The sequence below is a fragment of the Reyranella sp. genome (assembly GCF_050185545.1).
Classification (GTDB): domain Bacteria; phylum Pseudomonadota; class Alphaproteobacteria; order Reyranellales; family Reyranellaceae; genus Reyranella.
On record NZ_JBFWZI010000124.1, the window covers coordinates 1 to 21,374 of the forward strand.

Sequence of the window (21,374 nt, forward strand, 5' to 3'; positions counted from 1 at the left end):
GCACCGCCGAAAATTGACAGGAGGCGCCCGGTCTTGATCCATAGCCTGCAGCCTCCTGGGCCTGCCTTGGCCTGCAGCACGCCACCGGCCGGCAGCCGCAACCACGAGAGAGGCTCGAAGGTCTCGCCGCCCTCTTCGTACCCGCCGTCCAGCACCAGCAGCTCGGCGCCACCCGGGACGTCCAGGGTGATTGCCGCACCGGGCGTCCACCGCTCCAGCCGTACGTCTTCGCAGTCATCGCCGAACAACGGAAGCAGCTCCACGCCGGGCCGGCATGCGGCGGCTGCCCAGGCCATGCCAGCGGTATTCAGCTTGACCTCTTTCCGGTCGGCCGGATCGAACTGCCACAGCTTGACGAACAGGACGCACCCTGTGGCGGAGCCGGGTGTATGCCGCGACGTCGGCGGGTTGCGGACGTAGCTCCCTGCGGGATAGTCGCCGTGCTCGTCCTGGAAGACCCCGTCGAGCACCAGGAACTCTTCGCCACCGCCGTGCGTATGCGGCGAGAAGCGGCTGCCCGGCGCGTAGCGAACGATGGTCGTTGCGCGCGCCACCTCGTCGCCGATGCGGTCCAGCATGCGCCGTTCGACGCCGGCCATTGGCGAAGGCACCCATGGCTGGCGCGCGGCGTGGACGGCAACGCGCCGGGAAAAATCAGCGTTGATTTCCATCCTGCCTCCCAAGGCCGCCTGTCCGAGGATTGCCTCGAACCGGCGAGCGCCAGAATTCCTGCTCCCGGATCCTCGCGGGCTCACTCACCCGACGGCGGCGAGCCAGCGCTGGTCGCGCGCCGACGGGCGATGGGCAAGCCGATCCGTCAGCAGCTCCTTTGCCGCTCCGTTACGCCCGGCGCGCATGCAGGCCACGAGGTAGGTGTCCTCGAACAGCTCGCGCTGGGCGTGACTGCCGCCGACACGCACCACTTCCGGAATCATCGGTCCGATCAGGTCGGCAGCAGCCGCGTAGTCGCCGCCGCAGAAGGCAACGATACCCTCGCTGAGCGCCGGGACAACCTCGCCATGCGGCAGGCGGCCGCTCGCCAGGCGCTCGCGCATCTCCGCGATCCGTTGCCTTGCCGCCGCGACGTTGCCGCCCGAGGCGTCGGCCAGCACCGCATGCAGATCGGCGAAATGCATCCCGGCGTGCGGAAAGGTCTTTCGGCCATAATCGGCGGCTTCGCGCCATTCCTCGCCGGTCGGCGTCCCATGAGCGTAGATCTGGCGGCGCCACAGATAGGCGGCCGCGTCGGCGAGCCCGATGACCGGCGGTGCCTGCACGACGCCCACGCGGATCGACTCGTCATAGACCTCGTGCGCCCGCTCCGGGTTGCCGCGTGCCATCTCGAACAGCGCGTGGTGCCACGACAGATGGCCGTGGAGCTGGCTGCGCCGGTCGTACTCCGGCAACCATCCCTCGACGAACCTCGCCCCGGCTTCGGGATCGCCAGCCTCGAAGAGGCCGTGCGCGAGGGCGTGTGCCCCCCACGCATTGCGCGGCTTGAGGGACAGGGAGCGCTCGATCTCGACGATGCCCAGGGCAACGTCGCCGCTTTCGACACGGGCCCAGCCGTGGAAAGTCAGGAAGAACCAGTCGTCGCCCCAATGCGACGCCAGGCGTTCCAGGATCGCCAGCTCGGCGGCGCGGTGATCGCGCCGTCCGCTGAAGCCCAGCAGGCCGAACACGCCCAGCGCCAGGAACAGCGGCAGCTCATCGCGCGGATAGTCGACCAGGTGCTGCTCGAGGAGCGCCAGCGCCTGCCCCCCGGCGCCATCGACTGACAGGGCGATGATCTCGACATGGCGCGCTTCGCGCGGCGTGATCCGGCTGCAAAGCGCGCGCGCCGCAGCGGCTTCCGCCTGCGCCTCGGCGATACGCACATAGAGCTGGAGCCAGCGCGCCTTGGCGATGCGCGCCAGGGCAAAATCGGGGTCGGCCTGGAGCGCCGCATCGAGCGCATCCGCAGCGCCGAAATTGCCCGTCAGCATACAGTCGACGGCACGCCGGTAATGCCCTGCTGCCTCTTCCGAAGCCGCCGTCAGCGGATACCCGAAACGGTCGGATGCCATGCGTCGTCTCCATCGGCGGGGATGGCTCTATGACGGCCCATCGCCGCCCTCGAGGACGACGGTATATATCGTCGGTACACGTCCGTCTTTCGACGGCTCGACAATTAATATCGAATATCGGCCATCACTGGCTGCCGACATCTGGCCCCTGACATGTCGAGGATTGCTCGGGCTGCCGAAGGATGGGAGAGGGAGACACTGGGACGCCCGGCGCGCACCACGATGCTGAAAGAAACGGCAGAGTGGCTCATGGCTGGGAGCCCGCTGCTCATAGGCGCTAACTTTGGCCGGTCCAGCAAAGTCCTCATCCTGAGGAGGTCGCGTAGCGACCGTCTCGAAGGATGCGCGACAGACCAGATCGCTGGAATAGCGGCGTTGCAACATCGGATTTGTTGCCGACCAAAGGGCGAAGGTTACTTCGCCCGAATCGAGACGCGGCCTCCAGCCCGCTCCTCAGGGTGAGGCCCCTTTGTAAGTTACGTAAGCGCCTATGAGCCCGCCACTCCCAGCGCATCGTCATCAGGAGGCGGCGCCAGCCATGCCCGAACTGACACAGCTCGCTCTTTACCTCGCGGCGGCCCTGGTGCTCGCCATCACGCCCGGCCCGGGCATCTTCTATGTCGCCGCGCGCACGCTGGCCGGCGGTCGTGCGGAAGGCGTGGCCTCGAGCCTCGGCACCGGCGTCGGCGGCATGGTCCACGTCCTCGCGGGCAGCGTGGGCGTCTCCGCCCTCGTGCTGGCGAGCGCAGAGCTCTTCACCGCGCTCAAGCTCGTCGGAGCTGCCTATCTGGTCTGGCTCGGCCTGCGCACGCTCCAACTCGCCCGCCGGGACGCGGCCGCCAGGCCGGATACGGGAGCCGCGCCGCCGGTCGGTCCGCGACGGGCGTTTCGCGAAGGCGTCCTGGTCGAGGCGCTGAACCCGAAGACGGCCGGCTTCTTCCTCGCCTTCATCCCGCAGTTCGTCGACGCGACCGCAGGTCCTGTCGCCCTTCAGTTCATGGTCCTTGGTTTCGTCTCGGTCGCGCTCAACACTCTCGCCAACATCGTCGTCGCCTTCGCGGCAGGCCGCGTCCGCAACGGCGCCGCGGCGCGGCCCTCGCTGATCCGCCGCCTGCGCGAGGCGTCGGGCGCCGCGATGATTGCACTCGGCATCGGCCTCGCCGTCGCGAAGCGCCCCTCCTGACTGCGCGCCGGTTCGCTGTCGACGGAAGGGCGATGGTCGAGGGCGTCAACGCACGCCGAGCTTCGCCAGGGCCTCGCAGGCGCTGTCGAGCAGCGCTGTCGAACGCAGGGGCAGGAAGTTTCGCCACCATCCGATGCTGAAGTCGGGCACGATCCGGCGCAGCCCGGCAAGCGCGGACCGCGCGCCGCCTGGATCGCCGGCGAGTGCGCGAATCGCAGCTCTTGCCACCAGAGGCGAGAAGCAATTCGGCCTGCGCAGCCCTGCCGTCTCGGCAAGCTTCTCCGCCTCGCTCCAATTGCCGAGGGCAGCTTCAGCCCAGGCGGCACCGGTCATGTGCATAAAGATGAAGGGATGAAGAGGCGCCAGGCGCTTCGCCCTGCCGAAGGAACGCAGCGCGTCGGCAGGGTCTCCGGCATGGCCGCAAACCCAGCTGCGAACGCCGTGCGTGACGCCTGAATTCGGATTCAAGGCGACCGCCCGGTCGAGCGCTTCGAGTCCGCGCTCAAACTGGTGATCGTAGACGGCAGCCCACCCCAGCACACAGTAGTTCCAGGCATCGTCGTCGTTCAACCGCGCGGCCGCCTCGGCGGCCGCCACGGCCCGTGCGGCCGTCTCCGCCGGCGTGTCGGTCCAGCCGAACGCCATTCGCCAGCAATGGCCCATCGACAGCGCCTGGTGGCGCCGATAGGCGCCAGCATTTTCCTGCACTGCCGCTTCGAGCAGCCTGATGGCGGTGTCGTTGCTTGCCCGGTCGAACCGGAACAGGTGCCAGCCTGCTGCCTTGATCACGTCGGCGGTTGCCCCTGTCGGGTCAGGCGCGCCGCGGCGATTCTCGGCGGCGACCAGCGGCTGCTCGATGCCGGCGATGATCGCCTGGGCGATCTCGTCCTGCACGGCAAACGAGCTGTCGAGGCTGCGGTCGTATCGCTCTGCCCAAAGCTGTGCGCCGTCGTGATGGTCGATCAGACGGGCCGAGATGCGCACCATGTCGCCGGCACGCTGCACCGCCCCGGTAAGAGTGTAGGTTGCGACTTCATCGTCGGTCTCGCGCGACACCGCAGCAACCAGGCGGAATCGCGCCAGACCGGTCATGATCGCGTCGACCAGGCCCATGCCGAGCGCCGACGTCTCGCTGCCGCCGGGCGTTGCAAACGGGCGCACTGCCAACACCGCCTTCGCCGGCCGACTGGCGGTCTGTGCAGGCATCGGAGCCGAAGCGCTGGCACTTACATCGCCGACGAAACGGAACCCCTTGCGCGGAAAGGTTCGGATCAGCCGCTGTGCCGTGCCGCTATCGCCGACCGCGTTGCGCGCGGCGTTGATGCGGCTGGTCAGCGTCGATTCGGAAACGATGCGGCCGGCCCACACCTTCTCGAACAGGTCGTCCTTGCTCACCACGTGGTTGCGGTTTTCGATCAGGTAGACCAGCAGGTCGAAGACCTGAGGCTCGAGGGCGACCGGCTTGCCGGCTCGTCGCAGCTCGCGGCGAGCCACGTCGAGCTCATGACTCTCGAAGAAAAAACTCAATTGCCACCCTCCTCGCGCAATTCTCGCGGATATCTCAGTTGAAAATCAAGCTGGCCTCAAAGGCTTCATTGGCCGCCGAGCGCATCCTTGCACTGTCCACAAGTCGAGCGAAGAAGCCGAGAACACTACTACCGACATCGTACGCCTCCAGCAGATCAACGGTGGACGCCACTCTTGCGACCGCTATCGGAGAAGGGACTTCCCAATGATCGACGACATACAAGGGCGCATCGACTACGCCGAATGCGGAGCGGGCCCGACCATCGTGCTCGTGCCAGGGTCGTGCAGCACCGGCAACGCGTGGCGGCCTGTAATCGTCGCGTGGAGCGGCCAGTTCCGCTGCGTCACCACGAGCCTGCTCGGCTACGGCGGAACCGTCGAGCGCCGCACAGAGCACGACCCCTCCATCCATCGCGAGGCCGAGGTGGTGGAGACGGTCATTCGAAGGGCAGGCGGCCCCGTGCATCTGGTGGGTCATTCCTTCGGCGGCCTTGTGGGGCTCGCTGTGGCGCTCCGCGGCCGTGTGCCGCTGGCGAGCCTCGCTATCGCGGAGGCGCCGGCGGTGGAACTGCTGAAAGAGCGGGGGGAACATCTCCATTACGGTGCATTCCGCCGGATGTCGGACGCCTATTTCGCCGCCTTCCAGGGCGGCAATGCGGAAGCGATCGCAGCGATGATCGATTTCTACGGCGGCGCCGGCACGTTCGCCTCCTGGCCACCGCGCGTTCGCGCCTATGCCGTCGAAACGACGCTGGTGAACATCCTCGATTGGGCGAGCGCCTATGGCTTCCCGCTGTCGGCGGCAGCGCTTGCCACCATCGATATCCCGGCCCTGGTCCTGTGGGGTGGGGCAAGTCACCCCGCGATGCAGCGCCTCAATGCGCTTCTCGCCGAGTGCATGGGCATGGCGGCTGCGGCGACCATCGAGCAGGCTGCGCATTTCATGCTCGCAACGCACGCAGGTCAGATGGCGCACCTGATTGCCGGGCACGTGCGCGACGCGGAAGCGTCGTTCGGGCGGCGTCAGCAAGAATCTCCAGCTGGCCCAACGCCCGAGCGACAGCACGGGCGCCGGCATCGTCTTTTCGGCGGAGTTTGACCCACATCAATAACGATGCCGGCATATTGGCCGATAAGGCAAACGACGCTGTGGCGTCGTTCCTCCCTAAACTGGCCTGCTCGGCCCTTATGACCGGGCAGGCTCCTCTCTTCGGGAGTGGCCTTGCATGTCATATAGTGTCATCCCCGTTGTGGCCACTATCGGCGCCTTCGCGGCGTTGCATGCCTTCGTGTCGCCACTCGAGCAGGGCGCAGCCACGTCCGACCGCAGGTTCGAGAGGCAGGTCGAACGGCAACAGCTGCTGGCTGTCGGTGGGCGGGACATACCGGCGTCTTTCGAGACAAGCCGCCCTCCGGTGCCGATCTTGCTGGCGCCCCGGTCTGCCGACAGGCATGGCGACGGAACGTCTCGAGACACCGTCTCCCAACGCGACAGGCCCTTGTCCGCCAGTGACGTCACCAGCGAAAGCGCCGCCAGGGCCGCCATCGAGCGCGACGGCTACACCGGCGTTCGCGCACTCAGCCGAAGGTCGGACGGCCTATGGAATGCGCGAGCTTTGCGCGGCTCGACCGAGGTCCGGGTGACGGTCGATTCGGCTGGCAATGTCTCGGCGAATTGAGGTGCGCACATTCCGCCCGCTGCCCGGGTGATCGGCATCGGAAGAGGTGCATGCACGGCAATCAGATCCCCATCTCGTCAGCCCCGCTTGTCGCCGTCTTCATGTCGAATGATCGTCCCAATGGTGTGCCAAGCTGGCGACATGGACGTCGAGGTCGCGCTCCGAGAAGGTGACGACGTCGCTGTGGCCAAATCCCTTCGAGTAGTCGACCAGTGAGAATGTCTCCGGCGTGATCCGCAGGAGAACAACGGAGCTCGACAGAGGGCGAGGCGAAATGCGCGCCGCGGCGCCGATGTTGGCCTCGGATGGGGGTTCGGCGGCGTATTCCGGATAGCGCATCAGGCGCAGCCGGCTCGCACGCTCGAACTCGCCGCTGTCGCGGACCACCGAAGCTCGTCCTGTCAGCGACAGTCCCTTGATGTCGAGGGGACGCGGCGCGTCGCTACAGATCGCAATCGAGACGCGGTCGTCCAGCAGGATATTGGCATGCTTGCGCGAATTGGACGCTATGAAACAGTAGAGCAGGAAACCGTCGTTGACATAGCCGACCGAGGTGACGTGCGGCCAGCCGTCTGGACTATTGGTCCCCAGCGCCATGAGGCGGTGTTCCTCGAGAAGCTGGAGAATCAGTCTCTTCCGTTGTTTCAAGCGAAGCGCTCGTCAGGGATGCGCAGGGGGGCGTAGCGCCCTACTTTCTCCGGTGGTCGCCAGGGCACGCCTTGATCCTGGTCAATTACTGCTGCAGGTTTTTCCGCCGCCTCGGGCAATTGCGAGGGCGCTCGCCACCTCAGAAGTCGAGAGGCGCGTTGTCGACGACCTCCTTCATCACAAAGAAGGTCCGCGTCTGGCGCACGCCAGGCAGCGCGATCAGCTGCTCGCCGTGGATGCGGTTGAAATCGGCCATGTCGCCGACCCTGATCTTCAGGAAGTAGTCGAAGTCGCCCGCCACCAGGTGGCAGTCGAGCACGAACTTGAGCTTGGCCACCGCCTTCTCGAACTGGGCAAAGCTCTCGGGGGTGGAGCGATCGAGCACCACGCCGACCATGACCAGCGCGCCGCGGCCGACCTTGCGCGGATCGACCATCGCCCGCACCTGGGCGATCAGGCGTTCCTCGAACAGGCGCTGCGTCCGGCGATGGCAGGTCGCGGCGCTGACGCCGGCCTTCTCGGCCAGCTCGGCATTGCTCAGGCGGCCATTGGCCTGCAGCAGGCGCAGCATCTTGAGGTCGATACGGTCGATGGAGGGTCTCCCGGAAGATTCTTCCGATTTCCTAGCATCGGATGGCAGCTTCGCCAATCTGCAGGCCCCTTCGAGAAATCCAGGGACAAAATCGCCGGATTCTTCGCAAGCACATTCAGCGGCCGATTTGCTACCAATCGGCCCATGCTCAAGAGCTTCCCGCGCTATCTCCTCACCTTCGGTCCCACCCCCATCGAGAAGCTCGAGCGGCTTTCCGCCCATCTCGGCGGCGAGGTCGAGCTCTACGCCAAGCGCGAGGATTGCAACTCGGGGCTGGCCTTCGGCGGCAACAAGCTGCGCAAGCTCGAGTACATCATCCCCGACGCGCTCGCCTCCAATGCCGACACGCTGGTATCGATCGGCGGCGTGCAGTCCAACCACACCCGCATGGTGGCGGCCGTCGCCGCCAAGATCGGCATGAAGTGCCGGCTGGTGCAGGAGAGCTGGGTGCCGCATGAGGACGCCGTCTACGATCGCGTCGGCAACATCCTGCTGAGCCGCATCATGGGCGCCGACGTGCGGCTGGTCGACGAAGGCTTCGACATCGGCATCCGCAGGAGCTGGCAGGAGGCGATCGACGACGTGAAGGCCAAGGGCGGCAAGCCCTACGCCATCCCCGCCGGCGCCTCGGTGCACAAGTACGGCGGCCTGGGCTATGTCGGCTTCGCCGAGGAAGTGCGCAGGCAGGAGACCGAGCTGGGCTTCGCCTTCGACTACATCGTGGTCTGCACGGTGACTGGCTCGACCCATGCCGGCATGGTCGTGGGCTTCGCCGCGGATGGCCGCCAGCGCAAGGTGATCGGCATCGATGCCTCGGGCACGCCGGCCCAGACCAAGGCGCAGGTCCTGCAGATCGCGCGCGACACCGCGAAGCTGGTCAAGCTCGGCCGGGAGATCGAGGATGACGACGTGGTGCTGCTCGAGGACTACGCCTACCCCGCCTACGGCGTGCCGTCGGAGGAGACCAAGGAGGCGATCCGCCTGACCGCCCGCCTGGAGGGCATGATCACCGACCCTGTCTACGAGGGCAAGTCCATGCAGGGCACCATCGACCTCGTGAAGAAGGGCTTCTTCCCCAAGGGCGCGAAGGTGCTCTACGCCCATCTCGGCGGCGCGCCGGCGCTCAACGGCTACGGCTACGCCTTCCGCAACGGCTGAGCCGCCGCGACCGTTCATGGCTGGGAGCGCGCCACGCCGTGGCGCTCGTGGGATAGCGGTCCCCCGAATGCGGACCGGATGAAGAGCATGCGCGACGGAAGTGGCGCGCTCATAGGCGCCAACTTTGCAAAGACCTCACCTTGAGGAGCAACCCGGAGGGCCGCGTCTCGATTCGGGCGAAGTAACCTTCGCCCTTTGGTCGGCGCCAGTGAAGGCGCTGCGACACCGCCTTTCCGGCGATCTCGTGTGTTGCCCATCCCTCGAGACGGTCGCTACGCGACCCCTCAGGATGAGGACTTTGCCGGTCCGGCTAAAGTTAGCGCCTATGAGTGGCGCGCTCCCGGCTCCCGTTTCAGCGAAAATGGGGCTATTCTCGGCTGGTGCGCTCCCTGCCCGGCGCCGGGCGACAGCGTCGTCCAGTCGTCGGGCATCCGTCGAGGCCATCAGCCGAGGAGAACCCGCATGCTCTCGAAGCAAGACAACGAGCTGCTCACCCGCACCGGCCCCGGAACGCCGATGGGCAATGCGATGCGGCGCTATTGGATCCCCGCCTGCCTGTCGAGCGAGATCGAAGAGCCGGACGGCGCGCCGGTGCGCGTCAAGCTGATGGGCGAGGAGCTCGTCGCTTTCCGCGACACCGAAGGGCGCATCGGCCTCGTCGAGGAGTACTGCCCGCATCGCCGCGTGTCGCTCTATTTCGGGCGCAACGAGGAGTGCGGCCTGCGCTGCGTCTATCACGGCTGGAAGTTCGACGTGAACGGCGCCTGCGTCGATCAGCTGAACGAGCCGGAGGAGCTCCAGTTCAAGCACAAGGTGCGGCTGGTGGCCTATCCGACCTGCGAGCTCGGCGGCATCGTGTGGGCGTACCTCGGGCCGGCCGACAAGACGCCGCCCCCGCCGAAGTTCGCCTGGACCCAAGTGCCAGAAAGCCGACGCCACGTCACCAAGGTCGTCGAGGAATGCAACTACCTGCAGGCCCTCGAAGGCGGCATCGACACCTCGCACGCGCCGATCCTGCACCGCCTGCTGACCGACAACTCGACCCGCGGCGGCCTGAAGCCGTCGAACCCGTTCGTGCGCGGCAAGGCGCCCAGCCTGCGTGTCGACATCACCGACTATGGCTATCTCTATGCCGGCGTGCGGCCGCTCGGCGGCGCCGAGGTTCACGTGCGGACCTATCATTTCATCATGCCGTTCCACCAGATCCGCCCGTCGCGCTCGGAAAGTGGGTTGCCGACCGATGCCGGCCATATCTGGGTGCCGATCGATGACCATCACTGCATGGTCTACAACTGGATCTACAGCACGACCGATGCGCCGCTGACCGCGGAGGACCGGCTCGAGCGCGGCCTCGGCAACGGCCCGTTGCATGTCGACCCGAAGACCTTCCGGTCGTTCCAGAACCGGACGAACAACTACGGTCTCGACCGCGCGGTCCAGAGGACCGAGAGCTACACCGGCATCGACGGCATCAACCAGCAGGATCGCGCCCTGCAGGAGAGCATGGGCCCGATCGTCGATCGCAGCCGCGAGCATCTCGGCCCGGCCGACAAGGCGATCATCCAGGCGCGCAAGCTGCTGCGCGAGGCGGTGAGGGCCGTCGAAGCCGGCCAGCAGCCGGCCGGCACCGGTACCAGCTACTACACGATCAAGGCCGGCGAGAACGTCTTCGCGCGCGACGCCGACTGGCACGGGACCCTGGCGCCCGACATCACCCGGGACAAGATCCTTCAGACAGTGTAGGGCGGACGTCATCGCTTTCCCCGGCTTGCTCCAGCCATGATGGAGGCCAAGCGCGCCCCGTCATCCGACGGGCAAGCCGACGCAGGCGCGCGCCAGCGGCAGGCAACCGAACCGGTCGGTCGCGGCAGCCTGCACAGGCTGATGCAGCGCAAATCGACCATCGCCTTCCTGATGACCCTGCCGCTGGTCGCGTTGATCGTCGCGCTCGTGGCCTATCCCGCAGGCTACGCGATCTATCTCTCGATGCTCGACAGGACCATGACCAGGTTCGTCGGGCTGGGCAATTTCGCCATCCTGTTCAGCCGCGCCAGCTTCTGGATGGTCGTCTATCAGACCTGTCTGCTGGCGGTCGCTGCGGTCGTGCTGAAGGCGATCATCGGCTTCGTGGCAGCCCATTTCATGCACAACATTCCGACGCGGGGTCAGCGCAAGTGGCGCGGCATGCTCCTGGTGCCCTGGGTCATTCCGCCGGCCATGAGCATCCTCGCCTGGCGGCTGCTGTACGATCCATCCTTCGGCGCCTTCAACTGGATCCTCGAGCGCCTCGGCATGGATCGCATCTTCTGGCTGGGTGAGGCCGGATGGGCGCGCTTCTCGGTCATCCTGGTGAGCGTGTGGCTGGGCGCACCGTTCTTCATGATCATGTACCTGGCATCATTGAAGTCGGTGCCCGACGAGCTCTACGAGGCGGCGTCGATCGACGGCGCCTCGTGGTGGCAACGCACCCGATACGTGACCTGGCCGATGACGCGCAACATCATCGCCATCACCATGCTGTTCTCCCTGATCGGCAATTTCGCCGGCTTCACCATCGTGGCCGTGCTGACCAACGGCGGCCCGCTCGGCTCGACCCAGGTGTTGGGCACGGCAGCATTTCTCGTCGGCATCCTGAGCGGCAACCTCCCGATGGGTGCCAGCATATCGCTGTTCATGGTGCCGATCCTGGCGGTGGCCGCGACCTTTATCCTGCGAGGCATTGCCAGACGGGGGAGCGGAGCCTGACGCATGGGCAGAACGCCGATCTCGTCGGAACGGCGCAGGCGTCCTGCTCGCACGGCGTGCTGGATGCCGTGAGGTTTCCTTCTACTCTCGCGCCTATGCCGCCGTCCCCTCGGCGGCGGCACAGCGAGGTCACGGGCTGACACTCGGTATTCCTGGGAAGTCGAAGTGACGATAGGGCATTGCCGCCCCTCGAGCGTAATCGATCCTGCGATCGCCACAATCGACTGCATGGTGGAGTCCATGATGACTGTCGCCAGCGATCCGCTGCCCTTCGAAAGCGCGCTTCCAGACATTGCCTGGCCGGCACCGGTGTCGCCGCGTGGCATGGCCGTCCTCTCGCTGCTCTTCCAGCTCGAGCGGACCGAGCGCTGGCCGCCCGAGCTGCTGCGCGACTTTCAGCGCCGACAGCTCGAGCGCCTCGTTGCGCACGCGGCCAGCCACGTGCCCTACTACCGCGATCGCCTGATGCCGTTGGCCGGTGTCGAAGGGGAGGCGTTCTGGCAGGCTTGGCAGCGTCTGCCGTTGCTCACCCGCGCCGACGTGCAAGGCGCCGGCGACGACCTCCTCAGCCGCAGCATTCCGGAGGGTCACGGCGAGCTTGCCGAGTTTTTCACGTCGGGATCGACGGGTCGGCCGGTTCGCGCGCTGCGCACCGAGCTCGCGCAGCTCTACTGGAACGCCGTCACCGTCCGCGATCACCTCTGGCATGGCCGCGACCTGTCGGGAAAGCTGGCCGCCATCCGCGATTCAACGCCGGGAAAGGCGCTCTATCCCCAAGGCCGGCGCCTGGAACGCTGGGGATTCTCGACGGCGGAAATCTTCGCGACCGGTCCGTGCGTCACCCTGAACATCCTGACCGCAACCGAGGACCAGCTCGCCTGGCTGGTGCGCGAACGGCCGGATTATCTCATCACTCATCCGACCATCCTCGACCGGCTGTTGCGGGCGAGCGCCAGGACCGGGACGAAGCCCGACGGCCTGAAGCAGATCCTGACCATCTCGGAGGTCCTGCCGCCAGGCTTGCGCGAGCTTTGCCGGCAGGTCTGGGGTCTATCGATCGCCGACACCTACAGCTCGCGGGAGATCGGCTACCTCGCCCTGCAGTGCCCGCAGGCCGAACACTACCACCTGCAATCCGAGACCGTCCTGGTCGAGATCCTGGATGAGCGCGGCAGGCCCTGCGCACCCGGCGAAGTCGGCCGGGTCGTGGCGACACCGCTGCACAATCTCGCGATGCCGCTGCTGCGCTACGAGCTCGGCGACTACGCGGAGGTCGGCGAGGCCTGCGGCTGCGGTCGGGGCCTGCCCGTCGTCCGTCGCATCCTCGGCCGGCGGCAGAACATGTTGCGCCTGCCCGATGGCGGCGAGCGCTGGCCTCTGCTGTCGTCGAGCGATATCGGCCGGCTGCTCGCGCTCACGCCCATTCGCCGCTACCAGTTCGTGCAGACCCACCTCGATCGCCTCGAGGTGCGGCTCGAGACGGCACGGCAGCTCGACGACGACGAGGCCCGGCAGGTGATCGAATGGACGCGCGCCAAGTTTGGTGCGGGATTGAGGATCGAGCTCACCTTCCCCGACGTGCTCGCGCCCACGGCCACCGGAAAGTTCGAGGACTTCGTCTGCCTGCTCTGAGACGGCCGTCGCCTGTCGGGATGTTGACGTTCAGTTTCCAGCCGTCGCCTATCGCATCGGGATGTTGATGTTCAGGTTCACGCCAGGCTCCTGGGGAGGGTACGGCGGATAGACCGGATAAACCGGTGGGGGATCGTACACTACGACCGGCGGCGGCCGGTAGACGCGCACGGGAGGCGACGCCACGTAGTAGCCGTAAGGCACGAAGACCTTCCGCCCGCGACCGCCTTCGCCTCCTTCACCACCTTCCGCAGTGCTGGCAAGCGTCGCGACGGCCGTGATCGCGCCGACGAGCAGTCCAGTCTTCCTGACAATGGACATTGTTCTTCTCCTTGGCCGGAACGATACCGGCGGCAGGAACGATAACGGCGGTCCTGGGCGGCGGGTTGCGACCAACGCGTGGCAAGCGGCGGCTCGGGCAGCCAGGGCTGTTGGCACGGTCCCTGAGCTTGATGGCAGCTTGGCGTTCAGCTCGCAAAGCAGGATGGTGAGGCCGTGCGGTTGTCGAGGCGTCGTCGGAAACGGCCCATCGGCTGACATGGGGATCGGCTTTTGCCCGAGCGAACCTTTCTCAGTTCAGAAACGACGCTAGTGTCGAGGACGAATATCAGCCGGGGTCTGCGGACCTTGGCCGGTCCCGGCGCTCGGGGACGGGCAAGTCGGCATCCTCCAGGCCGGGCATCGCGAGCAGGTCGGCGATCTTCGGCCGCCCGCCGGAAAGACGCCTGTAATCCTCGATCGTGAGCAGCACGTATGCTGGCTTGCCGCGATCCGTGATGAACACCGGACCTCGTTCGGCCGCCTTCCTGGCGCGGCCGAAATCGTGATTGAACTCACAACTGGTGTACGGCGGCAATGCCCATTCAGGTGCGCTCCGTCAGAATTGTAGGCGCATACCCGCTTCATCAGGCGTGCAAGGTCAACCGCCAGTTCGCGCTCTCATCTAGATCTAGAACCCGAGATGCTGCCGGCGCACCTCGTCGTCGGCCTGCAGGGACGCGATCGAGCCGGAGAAGCGGACATGGCCCTTCTCGAGGATGTAGGCGCGGTCGCTGAGCTTGATGGCGAACTTGGCGTTCTGCTCGCACAGCAGGATGGTGAGGCCGTGCTCCTTGAGGCGACTGATCTGGTGGCCGAGGTCGCGTACCACCAGCGGCGCCAGGCCTTCCGACGGCTCGTCGAGCAGCAGGAGGTCGGGATTGCCCATCAGCGTGCGCCCGATCGTCAGCATCTGCTGCTCGCCGCCGCTCAGGTAGCCGCCCTTGCGCCCGGCGATGGGCGTGAGGGCGGGAAAGGTCTCGAACACCGCCTCGACCGTCCACTCGCGGTCGTGCTTCGATGCCGGCGGCTTGCGCGCCACCTCGAGGTTCTGGCGCACCGTCAGGTCGGGAAAGATGCGCCTTTCCTCGGGCACGAAGCCCATCCCGAGCTTGGCCACCTGGTAGGCGGGCCGGCCGGTGATGTCGGCGCCATTGTAGCGCACGCGGCCGCGATAAGGCGCCGTCAACCCCATGATCGTGCGCAGGGTCGTGGTCTTGCCGACGCCGTTGCGGCCCAGCAGGGCGACGCACTCACCCTTCTCGACGGCGATCGACACGCCGAACAGGATCTGGCTCAAGCCATAGGCCGTGTAGACGTCGTCGACTTCGAGAATCATTCGTCGGCCTCGCCCAGGTAGACGCGCTGCACGTCCTCGTTGGCCTGCACCTCCTGCGGTGTGCCTTGGGCGAGCAGCGCGCCCTGGTGCAGCACGTAGATGCGCTCGGCAATGCTGAACACGACGTCCATGTCGTGCTCGGTGAACAGCAGGGTGAGGCCGCGGTCGCGCACGATGTGGCCGATCAGGGCGATGGTGTCCGCCGTCTCCTGCGGCGACATGCCGGCGGTCGGCTCGTCGAGCAGCAGCACCTGCGGCTCGCTGGCCAAGGCAATGCCGAGCTCGAGCTGCTTCTGCAGGCCGTATGACAGGGTGCCGCTGGTCGAGCGCGCCTCGCCGGCGAGGCCGACCGCCTCGAGCAGGGCCATCGTCTCGTCGCGCACCAGGGTATGGGCCGGAGTCGCCATGTTCAGGGTCCGGTTCATGTGCGACAGCACGGCGACCTGGATGTTGTCGAACACGGAGAGCCGCGGAAAGATGTTGGTGCGCTGGAACGAGCGGCCGATGCCGAGGCGGCAGATCGCGTGTGGTGCCCGCCCGGTGATCTCACGGTCGCCCAGGAAGACGTTGCCGCGCGTCGGCTGGACGTGACCGGTGATGAGATTGAACAGCGTAGACTTGCCGGCGCCGTTGGGACCGATGACGCAGGCCGTCCGCCCGCGATCGACCGACAGGCTGACGTCGCGCACGGCGACGAAGCCGCCGAACGACTTGGAGATGCCCTCGACCCTGAGCAGCATGTCGTCAGCCTTCCTCGCCGGCGGCGCGGCCTATCCCGTAGGCCTGCCGGAAATCCGCCTGGGCCAGCGAATAGAGCGCGAAGATCGCCCACAGGAGCACGATCAGCAGGCCGGACAGCGGCGTGCCCAGCCAGACGTTGAGCGCCAGAACGCCAATCGGCAGCGCGAGCAGCAGCACGCCGTTCACGCGCTCGAACCGGTCCGCCCGACGTAGCAGCAGCCACAGGATCCCGCCGACGACCGCCAGCTGCAACAGCGCACAGGGCACGATGCCCCAGGTCGGCAGCGCCCATGCCACGAACGTCCGCGCCCGCGGCATCAGCCAGGCCTCCGGCTGGTGCAGGATGGCGAAGAAGCTGGTGAACAGCAGCGAGCCCAGGAAGAACATCCACGACTTGCGGCGGAACTCGCCCAGCGCCTTGGCGAGCCGGGTGGCGCGATCGTCGCCGCTGCCGACGTCGCGCTGCAGGATGAAGCCCACGATCCCCCCGGGCAGGCCGAACAGGATCAGCACCAGCACGCCGCCCAGGAAGAGCTGCCAGATCTCGGGATAGTTCTGGGTGATGTCGGCGTCCATGGTGCGCAGCAGCAGCGCGCCGACGATCGGGCCGAAGAAGGTGTAGACGCCGCCCAGCAGGACCATGAGCAGCACCTGGGTCGATTGCGTCCAGTGCGCCAGGTCGGGATAGACGCTGCGATCGTTGACCATGATCAGCGCGCCGGCCAGGCCGGAGAAGGCGCCGACCACCACGAAGGCGTAGAGCCGGTAGCGATCGACCGGAATGCCGATGAAATCCGCCCGCTCGGGATTCTCGCGGATCGCCGTGAGTGCCTTGCCGAACGGCGAATTGACGATGCGCCACAAGAGGTAGATCGCGGCGACCGTGATCACCAGCACGAACTTGTAGTAATTGGCGAAGGTCGGCTCGGTGATCCAATCGGGCACCGGAATGCCGATCAGGCCGTTGTCGCCGCCGGTGAAATCGTACCACTTGAAGGCGATCAGGTAGACAATGTGGCCGAAGGCCAGGGTCAGGATGGCGAAGTAGATGTGGGTGCGGCGGACGCAGAAATAGCCGATCACCAGGGCCGCCAGGGCGCCGCCGACCGGCGCCGCCGCCAGCCCGACCCAGAACGACAGGCCGGCGATGTTCTTCAGCAGCAGGCCCGCGGTGTAACCGCCGATGCCGAGATAGGCCGCCTGGCCGAACGAGACCATGCCGGTATAGCCCATCAGCAGGTTGAAAGAGACGGCGAACAGCGACCAGATGAAGACCTGGGTGGCGAACTGGATCCAGAACTTGGCCCAGCCCATGCCGAGGACCAGCTCGGGCAGCCAGAACAGCAGCACCAGCGCCGCCAGGAACGCCCACAGCATGGGATCGCGCACCGTTGCCCAGCGCAGCGGAACGGCCTCTCCCCGGATCGAGTCCTGCACGCTGGCCACGGTATCTCTCCCTGTCGTTCCGCCGTGTCTCGTTGCAACTAACCGTCAGCGGCTGGTCTCCAGGCGCTTGCCGAGCAAGCCCTGGGGCCGCGTGAGCAGCACGATCACCATGAGGACGTAGATGAAGACCGACTCAAGGTCGGGCACGAGCAGGATGCCGAGCGACTTCAGCTCGCCGTAGATCAGGGCGCCCAGCGCGGTGCCCGCCATGCTGCCCAGCCCGCCCAGCACGACCACCAGGAAGACCTCGATGATGACGTCGAAATCCATGCCCGGATAGAGCGCGCCCATCGGCGCCAGCACGGCGCCGCCGAGACCGCCGAGGAACGCGCCGACGGCGAACACGCCGGTGTAGAGCAGGCGCACGTTGATGCCGAGCGCGCCCACCATCTCGCGATCCTGGGTCGCGGCGCGCACGATGTTGCCGATCTGCGTGTGGTTGAGCAGCAGGTAGAGCGCCAGGATCACGGCGATCCCGATCGGGATCAGCACGAACACCTGGTAGCTCGGGAACAGCGCGCCGAAGATCGGGATGGTGCCGTCGAGGCCCGGCGGCCGCGCCACCGACTGGTTGTCGGCGCCCCAGATCAGCTTCACCAGGTCACCGAACATCAGCACCAGGCCGTAGGTCAGGAGCAGCTGGTAGAGCGGGTCGGCCTTGTAGATCGGCCGCAGGAAGACGATCTCGGTGGCGACCCCCAAGATCACCACGGCGAACGGCGCGATCAGCAGGGCCGGCCAGAATCCGCCGAGCTTGAAGCCGATCCAGGTGAACACGAAGAACGCGCCGTACATGTAGAACGAGCCGTGCGCGAAGTTCAGAACGCCCAGCACGCCGAACACCAGCGACAGGCCGGACGCCACCAGATAGATGCCGGCGGCAATGAACAGGCCGTTGATGAACTGAACGAGCAAGATGTCGGCGGTGAGGCTTGCCATCGCGGGCTCCCCCTGTCGAACGGACTTCGGTGATGATGGGCGACGGAGCGCGGCCCGGTGCGCCGCGCTCCGTCGCAAGCGAGAAGCTCAGCCGCCTTTTTTCTTCGCGTCGGCGCGGCTCTTGTCGACCTGCTCCTTGCTCGGCAGGACATCCTCGCCGTTCGCCCGCGTTACGTCCTTGAGGCGCTTGAACGGATGTTTGGGATCGCTGAAGGTGAAGCCGATGTTGTAGGGGAAGGTCGCCTGGCCATCGAACGGACGCACCGTGACGTCGCCCAGCAGTGTCTCGTACCTGGAGCCGCGCAAGGCATTGCCGAGCTTCGCGCTCTCCGTCGATCCGGCCTTCTTGATCGCGTCCGCCATGACGTAGGTCGAGACGTAGCCGAAGATGTCGCCCGACTTCGGCAGGTAGCCGGCGCGCTTCTTGAACTCCTCGATGAACTTCTCGTTCTGCTCCTTCTTCACAGGAAGATAGTCGAAGGCATAGGCAAAGGTCGCCAGGATGCCGTTGGGCATCTCACTGCCCAGCGGCTCGAGGATGTCGAGGTCGCCGCCGCCGGTAGATATGAACTGCACCTTGTCGAAGAAGCCGTAGGCGTTGGCCTGCTTGATGAAGGCGATCAGGTCACCGCCCCAAAGCGACGAGAACACAGCCTCGGGCTTGGCGTTCAGAATGGCGGTGATATGCGCCGAAAAGTCCCGCTCGCCGAGTTTGGGCCACAGCTCGCCGAGCTTGGTGACGTCCGACTTCTTGGCCTTCAGATAGTCCCAGAAGTCGGCATTCATCCGATGGCCATATTCGTAGTCAGGGCCGATGAAATAGTAGGACTTCCAGGGCCCTTTGGCCGCCGCCAAACCCGCCGTCCGGCCCATCACGCCGGTGTTCGTATTGAGGCGGACGACGAAGTCATGACCCTGCTCTTCGGTCAGCGCCGCGGTCTGGGCGATGGTGTCGACGAACAGGACCTTCATCTCCTTCGCCACCTCGGAGACGGCCAGCGCCACGCCGGAGCTGATCACGCCCATGACGAAGTCGACCTGGTCGCGGGTCACCATGCGGCGGAATTCCTCCACCGCGATGCCGGGCTTCAGCTTGTCGTCGCGGGTCACGTACTCGATCTTGCGGCCACCCAGCAGCCCGCCGGCCGCGTTGATCTCCTCGGCGGCGATCTGATGGCCGATAACCGTGCCCTTGGTGTAGACGGCGGCCATGCCCGACAGCGAATAGAGCAGGCCGATCTTGATCGGCTTGGGATCCGCGGCCATCGACGAGGCCGCGACGAACGTCAACGAGACGATCGAAATCAGGAGCTTGCTGACAAAGCGTACGCCCATCGTTGCCTCCCTTTTTGTTCGGAAAAACAACTCAAGCCACGCAAGCGACACGCTGTTAATCCCGCCCGAGGGCGAGCGCGCGCCTTACCAAAATCCAACGATACGAGTCTTTCCCACTCCTCCCATTGAATGCTGCGCGCCCCGTGGACCTTTTCGGCACCTTTGCACTTTTGCGAGACGCGCCATGCGACCATAGCATATGAAGCGGGCACGCCATAGCGGGTGAATCGCTGGGACCGGCAACGGGTCAGCGCATTGCGAAAATCCGATGCCGCTTCGTGAAATAGAGCGCGCCGAGCAACATGACGTTGAGCAGGTTGAAGGCCAGGGCGGCCTGAAAGGCGGCACGGTAGGATAAGGTGGCGTCGAAGATGACGCCACCCAACCAGCCGCCGACCGCCATGCCGGCCATGGCGAACAGCATGACGACGCCGAGCCGCCAGCCGGCCAGCGTAGGTCCGTAGAGCTGGCGCAGGATCAGGGCGTAGCCCTGGACGATGGCGATGTAGGGGATGCCGTGGATCACCGATACGGTGTAGAGCCCGAGCAGCCCCTGGACGCCGAGGAAGCCCACCAGGGCCACGACCTGGATCAGCGAGCAGAGCAGGCTCACCGTGATCGGGCTGATGTAATCGGCCAGCCGGCCGAAGGCGAAGGTCGAGGCGACAGCGGTCAACAGGATCAGCGACACCGCCTCCGAGCCGCGCGCGGCGGCGAAGCCCAGGTCGCCGCAGAACGCCACCATGTGCACGAACGGCACCGCCATCGCCGTGCAGCAGCAGAAGCCGGCGGCAGACAGCAGCGTCATCAGGGCAGCGGACGGCATCGGCAGCGCCGAATGGTCCTCGCGCGCCTTGTGGCCGCGGCGCACCAGCGGCGAGGGCCGGATGTAGAGAGCAAACAGGACCATCAGGCTGCCTGAGATGGCGCCGTAGATCACCAGCGATTGCCGCCAGCCGACCTCGGGCAGCAGCCAGGCATAGACTTGCGGCCAGAGCGATCCGGAAAGCGCCGGGCCGACGGAGATCAGCGACACGGCGAGGCTGCGCCGGCGGTCGAACCAGCCCTGGATGTTGTTCATCGCCGGCGTGAAGGTCGCCGAGTTGCCGAGGAAGCCGAGCGGCAGCACGTAGCCGAGGTAGAGCGCCAGCTCGCCGCCGCTGGTGGCGATCCAGCCGCCGGCGAAGATCGACACGCCGGCGATCAGCAGGGGCACGCGCGGGCTGGTGCGGTCGGCCAGCCAGCCCATCATCACGCCGCCGAAACCCATGGCGGTGAAGCCCAGCATGTAGGCGAGCGATGGCACCGAGCGGCGATCGCCGAACTCCGCGGCGATCTCCTTCAGGCCGACCACCGGCAGATAGATCGAGCCGCCACCCAGCACGATGCACAGCACCGACACGACGGCAAGCCGCCAGGCATAGGCGCTGTCGACGCCGTGGCGATCACGAACGAGGGACTCGACCATTACGCTACTCGCTCATCGTCTTCCGGGCCGCGGGCGCATCATTCTCCTCCCCAGCTCTGCTGGGGAGGCGTCCGCGTCTTCGCGGACGGAGGGGTCATGTCTCTTCGCTGGGAGCGCGCCACTCCCGTGGCGCTCATGGGATATGTGATCGACAAGAGAGCGCCACAGGAGTGGCGCGCTCCCAGCAATGACCACTCCGTCGCCGTAAGACGGCGACACCTCCCCAGCAGAGCTGGGGAGGAGAATGAGAGGGCGCTCAGCCAACCGCTCACTCCCTTGCCAGCACTGCAGCCGCGGCCTTCTCGGCGTCGATTTCCTGGTCGTCGTCCATCAGCACGGTGACCTTGCGCAGCGTGCCGGTGAAGGCGAACGGCGCCTCGTAGTGCGACACCGGACTGTTGCGGTCGCGGCCGATGTCGAGGCCGGACCACGAGATGAAGCTCACGAAGCCGTGCTGGGTGTCGAAGCCGCCCACTGCCTCGCCGTCGATCAGCAGGGTGGCGACGTTGCGGCCCTGGTTGCGCCGCATGCGCACGCCGAGCCGCCGGTTGCCGGCCG

The 21,374-nt window shown here is 66.4% G+C and carries 20 protein-coding genes and 1 pseudogene; 7 read left to right on the top strand and 14 right to left on the bottom strand.

The features are described 5' to 3' along the window. On the bottom strand, positions 1 to 671 hold a 671-nt coding region (locus tag AB7O82_RS26080), incomplete at its 3' end, for a cupin domain-containing protein (protein WP_428620517.1). An 84-nt stretch (positions 672 to 755) separates the two neighbouring features. Next, entirely contained in the window at positions 756 to 2,066 is a 1,311-nt protein-coding gene (locus AB7O82_RS26085; protein ID WP_428555597.1) for a tetratricopeptide repeat protein, read from the bottom strand. Between the two features lie 538 nt (positions 2,067 to 2,604). Here AB7O82_RS26085 and AB7O82_RS26090 point away from each other — a divergent pair. After that, positions 2,605 to 3,249 (top strand): LysE family translocator, encoded by a 645-nt coding sequence (locus AB7O82_RS26090; RefSeq protein WP_428555599.1) that lies wholly within the window; start codon positions 2,605 to 2,607, stop codon positions 3,247 to 3,249. A 45-nt stretch (positions 3,250 to 3,294) separates the two neighbouring features. Here the strand turns inward: AB7O82_RS26090 and AB7O82_RS26095 are convergent, their stop codons facing one another. Then, the gene (locus tag AB7O82_RS26095) at positions 3,295 to 4,776 is read right to left on the bottom strand and encodes a winged helix-turn-helix domain-containing tetratricopeptide repeat protein (RefSeq protein WP_428620518.1); all 1,482 of its coding nucleotides are present in this window, start codon (positions 4,774 to 4,776) and stop codon (positions 3,295 to 3,297) included. Positions 4,777 to 4,981: 205 nt separating this feature from the next. Between AB7O82_RS26095 and AB7O82_RS26100 the strand changes: the two genes are divergently transcribed. Continuing rightward, positions 4,982 to 5,875, top strand: a complete 894-nt coding sequence (locus AB7O82_RS26100; RefSeq protein WP_428545497.1) for an alpha/beta fold hydrolase — start codon at positions 4,982 to 4,984, stop codon at positions 5,873 to 5,875. 400 nt (positions 5,876 to 6,275) lie between these two features. After that, complete coding sequence (locus AB7O82_RS26105; protein ID WP_428545494.1) at positions 6,276 to 6,455, top strand: hypothetical protein; 180 nt, start codon at positions 6,276 to 6,278, stop codon at positions 6,453 to 6,455. A gap of 99 nt (positions 6,456 to 6,554) precedes the next feature. On the opposite strand, the gene AB7O82_RS26110 is transcribed toward AB7O82_RS26105, so the two are convergent. After that, entirely contained in the window at positions 6,555 to 7,103 is a 549-nt protein-coding gene (locus AB7O82_RS26110; protein ID WP_428545491.1) for a pyridoxamine 5'-phosphate oxidase family protein, read from the bottom strand. A gap of 139 nt (positions 7,104 to 7,242) precedes the next feature. Further along, entirely contained in the window at positions 7,243 to 7,695 is a 453-nt protein-coding gene (locus AB7O82_RS26115; protein WP_428545503.1) for an Lrp/AsnC family transcriptional regulator, read from the bottom strand. Between the two features lie 144 nt (positions 7,696 to 7,839). Between AB7O82_RS26115 and AB7O82_RS26120 the strand changes: the two genes are divergently transcribed. The 4 genes from AB7O82_RS26120 to AB7O82_RS26135 all read left to right on the top strand — a co-directional run bounded on the left by AB7O82_RS26120 (position 7,840) and on the right by AB7O82_RS26135 (position 13,230). Then, positions 7,840 to 8,853: a 1-aminocyclopropane-1-carboxylate deaminase gene (locus AB7O82_RS26120; RefSeq protein ID WP_428620520.1), complete on the top strand. Its 1,014-nt coding sequence runs from the start codon at positions 7,840 to 7,842 to the stop codon at positions 8,851 to 8,853. Between the two features lie 462 nt (positions 8,854 to 9,315). Continuing rightward, entirely contained in the window at positions 9,316 to 10,596 is a 1,281-nt protein-coding gene (locus AB7O82_RS26125; protein ID WP_428620522.1) for a Rieske 2Fe-2S domain-containing protein, read from the top strand. Positions 10,597 to 10,632: 36 nt separating this feature from the next. Further along, complete coding sequence (locus tag AB7O82_RS26130; protein ID WP_428620523.1) at positions 10,633 to 11,598, top strand: carbohydrate ABC transporter permease; 966 nt, start codon at positions 10,633 to 10,635, stop codon at positions 11,596 to 11,598. Between the two features lie 240 nt (positions 11,599 to 11,838). Beyond that, positions 11,839 to 13,230 (top strand): phenylacetate--CoA ligase family protein, encoded by a 1,392-nt coding sequence (locus AB7O82_RS26135; protein WP_428545479.1) that lies wholly within the window; start codon positions 11,839 to 11,841, stop codon positions 13,228 to 13,230. 48 nt (positions 13,231 to 13,278) lie between these two features. On the opposite strand, the gene AB7O82_RS26140 is transcribed toward AB7O82_RS26135, so the two are convergent. From AB7O82_RS26140 to AB7O82_RS26180, 9 genes and pseudogenes are all read right to left on the bottom strand, one after another. Continuing rightward, positions 13,279 to 13,551, bottom strand: coding sequence for a hypothetical protein (locus tag AB7O82_RS26140; RefSeq protein ID WP_428545476.1), 273 nt, complete (start codon positions 13,549 to 13,551; stop codon positions 13,279 to 13,281). 286 nt (positions 13,552 to 13,837) lie between these two features. Beyond that, on the bottom strand, positions 13,838 to 14,086 hold the full coding sequence (locus AB7O82_RS26145) for a type II toxin-antitoxin system Phd/YefM family antitoxin (RefSeq protein ID WP_428545473.1): 249 nt from the start codon (positions 14,084 to 14,086) through the stop codon (positions 13,838 to 13,840). Positions 14,087 to 14,179: 93 nt separating this feature from the next. Further along, complete coding sequence (locus AB7O82_RS26150; RefSeq protein ID WP_428545470.1) at positions 14,180 to 14,887, bottom strand: ABC transporter ATP-binding protein; 708 nt, start codon at positions 14,885 to 14,887, stop codon at positions 14,180 to 14,182. Then, a complete protein-coding gene (locus AB7O82_RS26155) occupies positions 14,884 to 15,627 on the bottom strand; it encodes an ABC transporter ATP-binding protein (RefSeq protein ID WP_428545467.1) in 744 nt (247 codons plus the stop codon). Before AB7O82_RS26155 ends, AB7O82_RS26150 begins: the two co-directional genes overlap by 4 nt. Before the next feature lie 4 nt (positions 15,628 to 15,631). Beyond that, entirely contained in the window at positions 15,632 to 17,074 is a 1,443-nt protein-coding gene (locus AB7O82_RS26160; protein WP_428545464.1) for a branched-chain amino acid ABC transporter permease, read from the bottom strand. 45 nt (positions 17,075 to 17,119) lie between these two features. Continuing rightward, the gene (locus tag AB7O82_RS26165; RefSeq protein WP_428545461.1) at positions 17,120 to 18,013 is read right to left on the bottom strand and encodes a branched-chain amino acid ABC transporter permease; all 894 of its coding nucleotides are present in this window, start codon (positions 18,011 to 18,013) and stop codon (positions 17,120 to 17,122) included. Positions 18,014 to 18,100: 87 nt separating this feature from the next. After that, positions 18,101 to 19,348, bottom strand: coding sequence for an ABC transporter substrate-binding protein (locus AB7O82_RS26170; RefSeq protein WP_428545458.1), 1,248 nt, complete (start codon positions 19,346 to 19,348; stop codon positions 18,101 to 18,103). 247 nt (positions 19,349 to 19,595) lie between these two features. Then, positions 19,596 to 20,816, bottom strand: a complete 1,221-nt coding sequence (locus AB7O82_RS26175; protein ID WP_428545455.1) for an MFS transporter — start codon at positions 20,814 to 20,816, stop codon at positions 19,596 to 19,598. Between the two features lie 268 nt (positions 20,817 to 21,084). After that, positions 21,085 to 21,374: pseudogene (locus AB7O82_RS26180) on the bottom strand (arylsulfatase); the annotation flags it as partial.

Bases quoted from the DNA above. Each gene is read 5' to 3' on its own strand.
- AB7O82_RS26085 (WP_428555597.1), bottom strand. From the start codon at position 2,066: ATGGCATCCGACCGTTTCGGGTATCCGCTGACGGCGGCTTCGGAAGAG.
- AB7O82_RS26090 (WP_428555599.1), top strand. From the start codon at position 2,605: ATGCCCGAACTGACACAGCTCGCTCTTTACCTCGCGGCGGCCCTGGTG.
- AB7O82_RS26100 (WP_428545497.1), top strand. From the start codon at position 4,982: ATGATCGACGACATACAAGGGCGCATCGACTACGCCGAATGCGGAGCG.
- AB7O82_RS26120 (WP_428620520.1), top strand. From the start codon at position 7,840: ATGCTCAAGAGCTTCCCGCGCTATCTCCTCACCTTCGGTCCCACCCCC.
- AB7O82_RS26125 (WP_428620522.1), top strand. From the start codon at position 9,316: ATGCTCTCGAAGCAAGACAACGAGCTGCTCACCCGCACCGGCCCCGGA.
- AB7O82_RS26130 (WP_428620523.1), top strand. From the start codon at position 10,633: ATGATGGAGGCCAAGCGCGCCCCGTCATCCGACGGGCAAGCCGACGCA.
- AB7O82_RS26135 (WP_428545479.1), top strand. From the start codon at position 11,839: ATGATGACTGTCGCCAGCGATCCGCTGCCCTTCGAAAGCGCGCTTCCA.
- AB7O82_RS26140 (WP_428545476.1), bottom strand. From the start codon at position 13,551: ATGTCCATTGTCAGGAAGACTGGACTGCTCGTCGGCGCGATCACGGCC.
- AB7O82_RS26150 (WP_428545470.1), bottom strand. From the start codon at position 14,887: ATGATTCTCGAAGTCGACGACGTCTACACGGCCTATGGCTTGAGCCAG.
- AB7O82_RS26155 (WP_428545467.1), bottom strand. From the start codon at position 15,627: ATGCTGCTCAGGGTCGAGGGCATCTCCAAGTCGTTCGGCGGCTTCGTC.
- AB7O82_RS26165 (WP_428545461.1), bottom strand. From the start codon at position 18,013: ATGGCAAGCCTCACCGCCGACATCTTGCTCGTTCAGTTCATCAACGGC.
- AB7O82_RS26170 (WP_428545458.1), bottom strand. From the start codon at position 19,348: ATGGGCGTACGCTTTGTCAGCAAGCTCCTGATTTCGATCGTCTCGTTG.
- AB7O82_RS26175 (WP_428545455.1), bottom strand. From the start codon at position 20,816: ATGGTCGAGTCCCTCGTTCGTGATCGCCACGGCGTCGACAGCGCCTAT.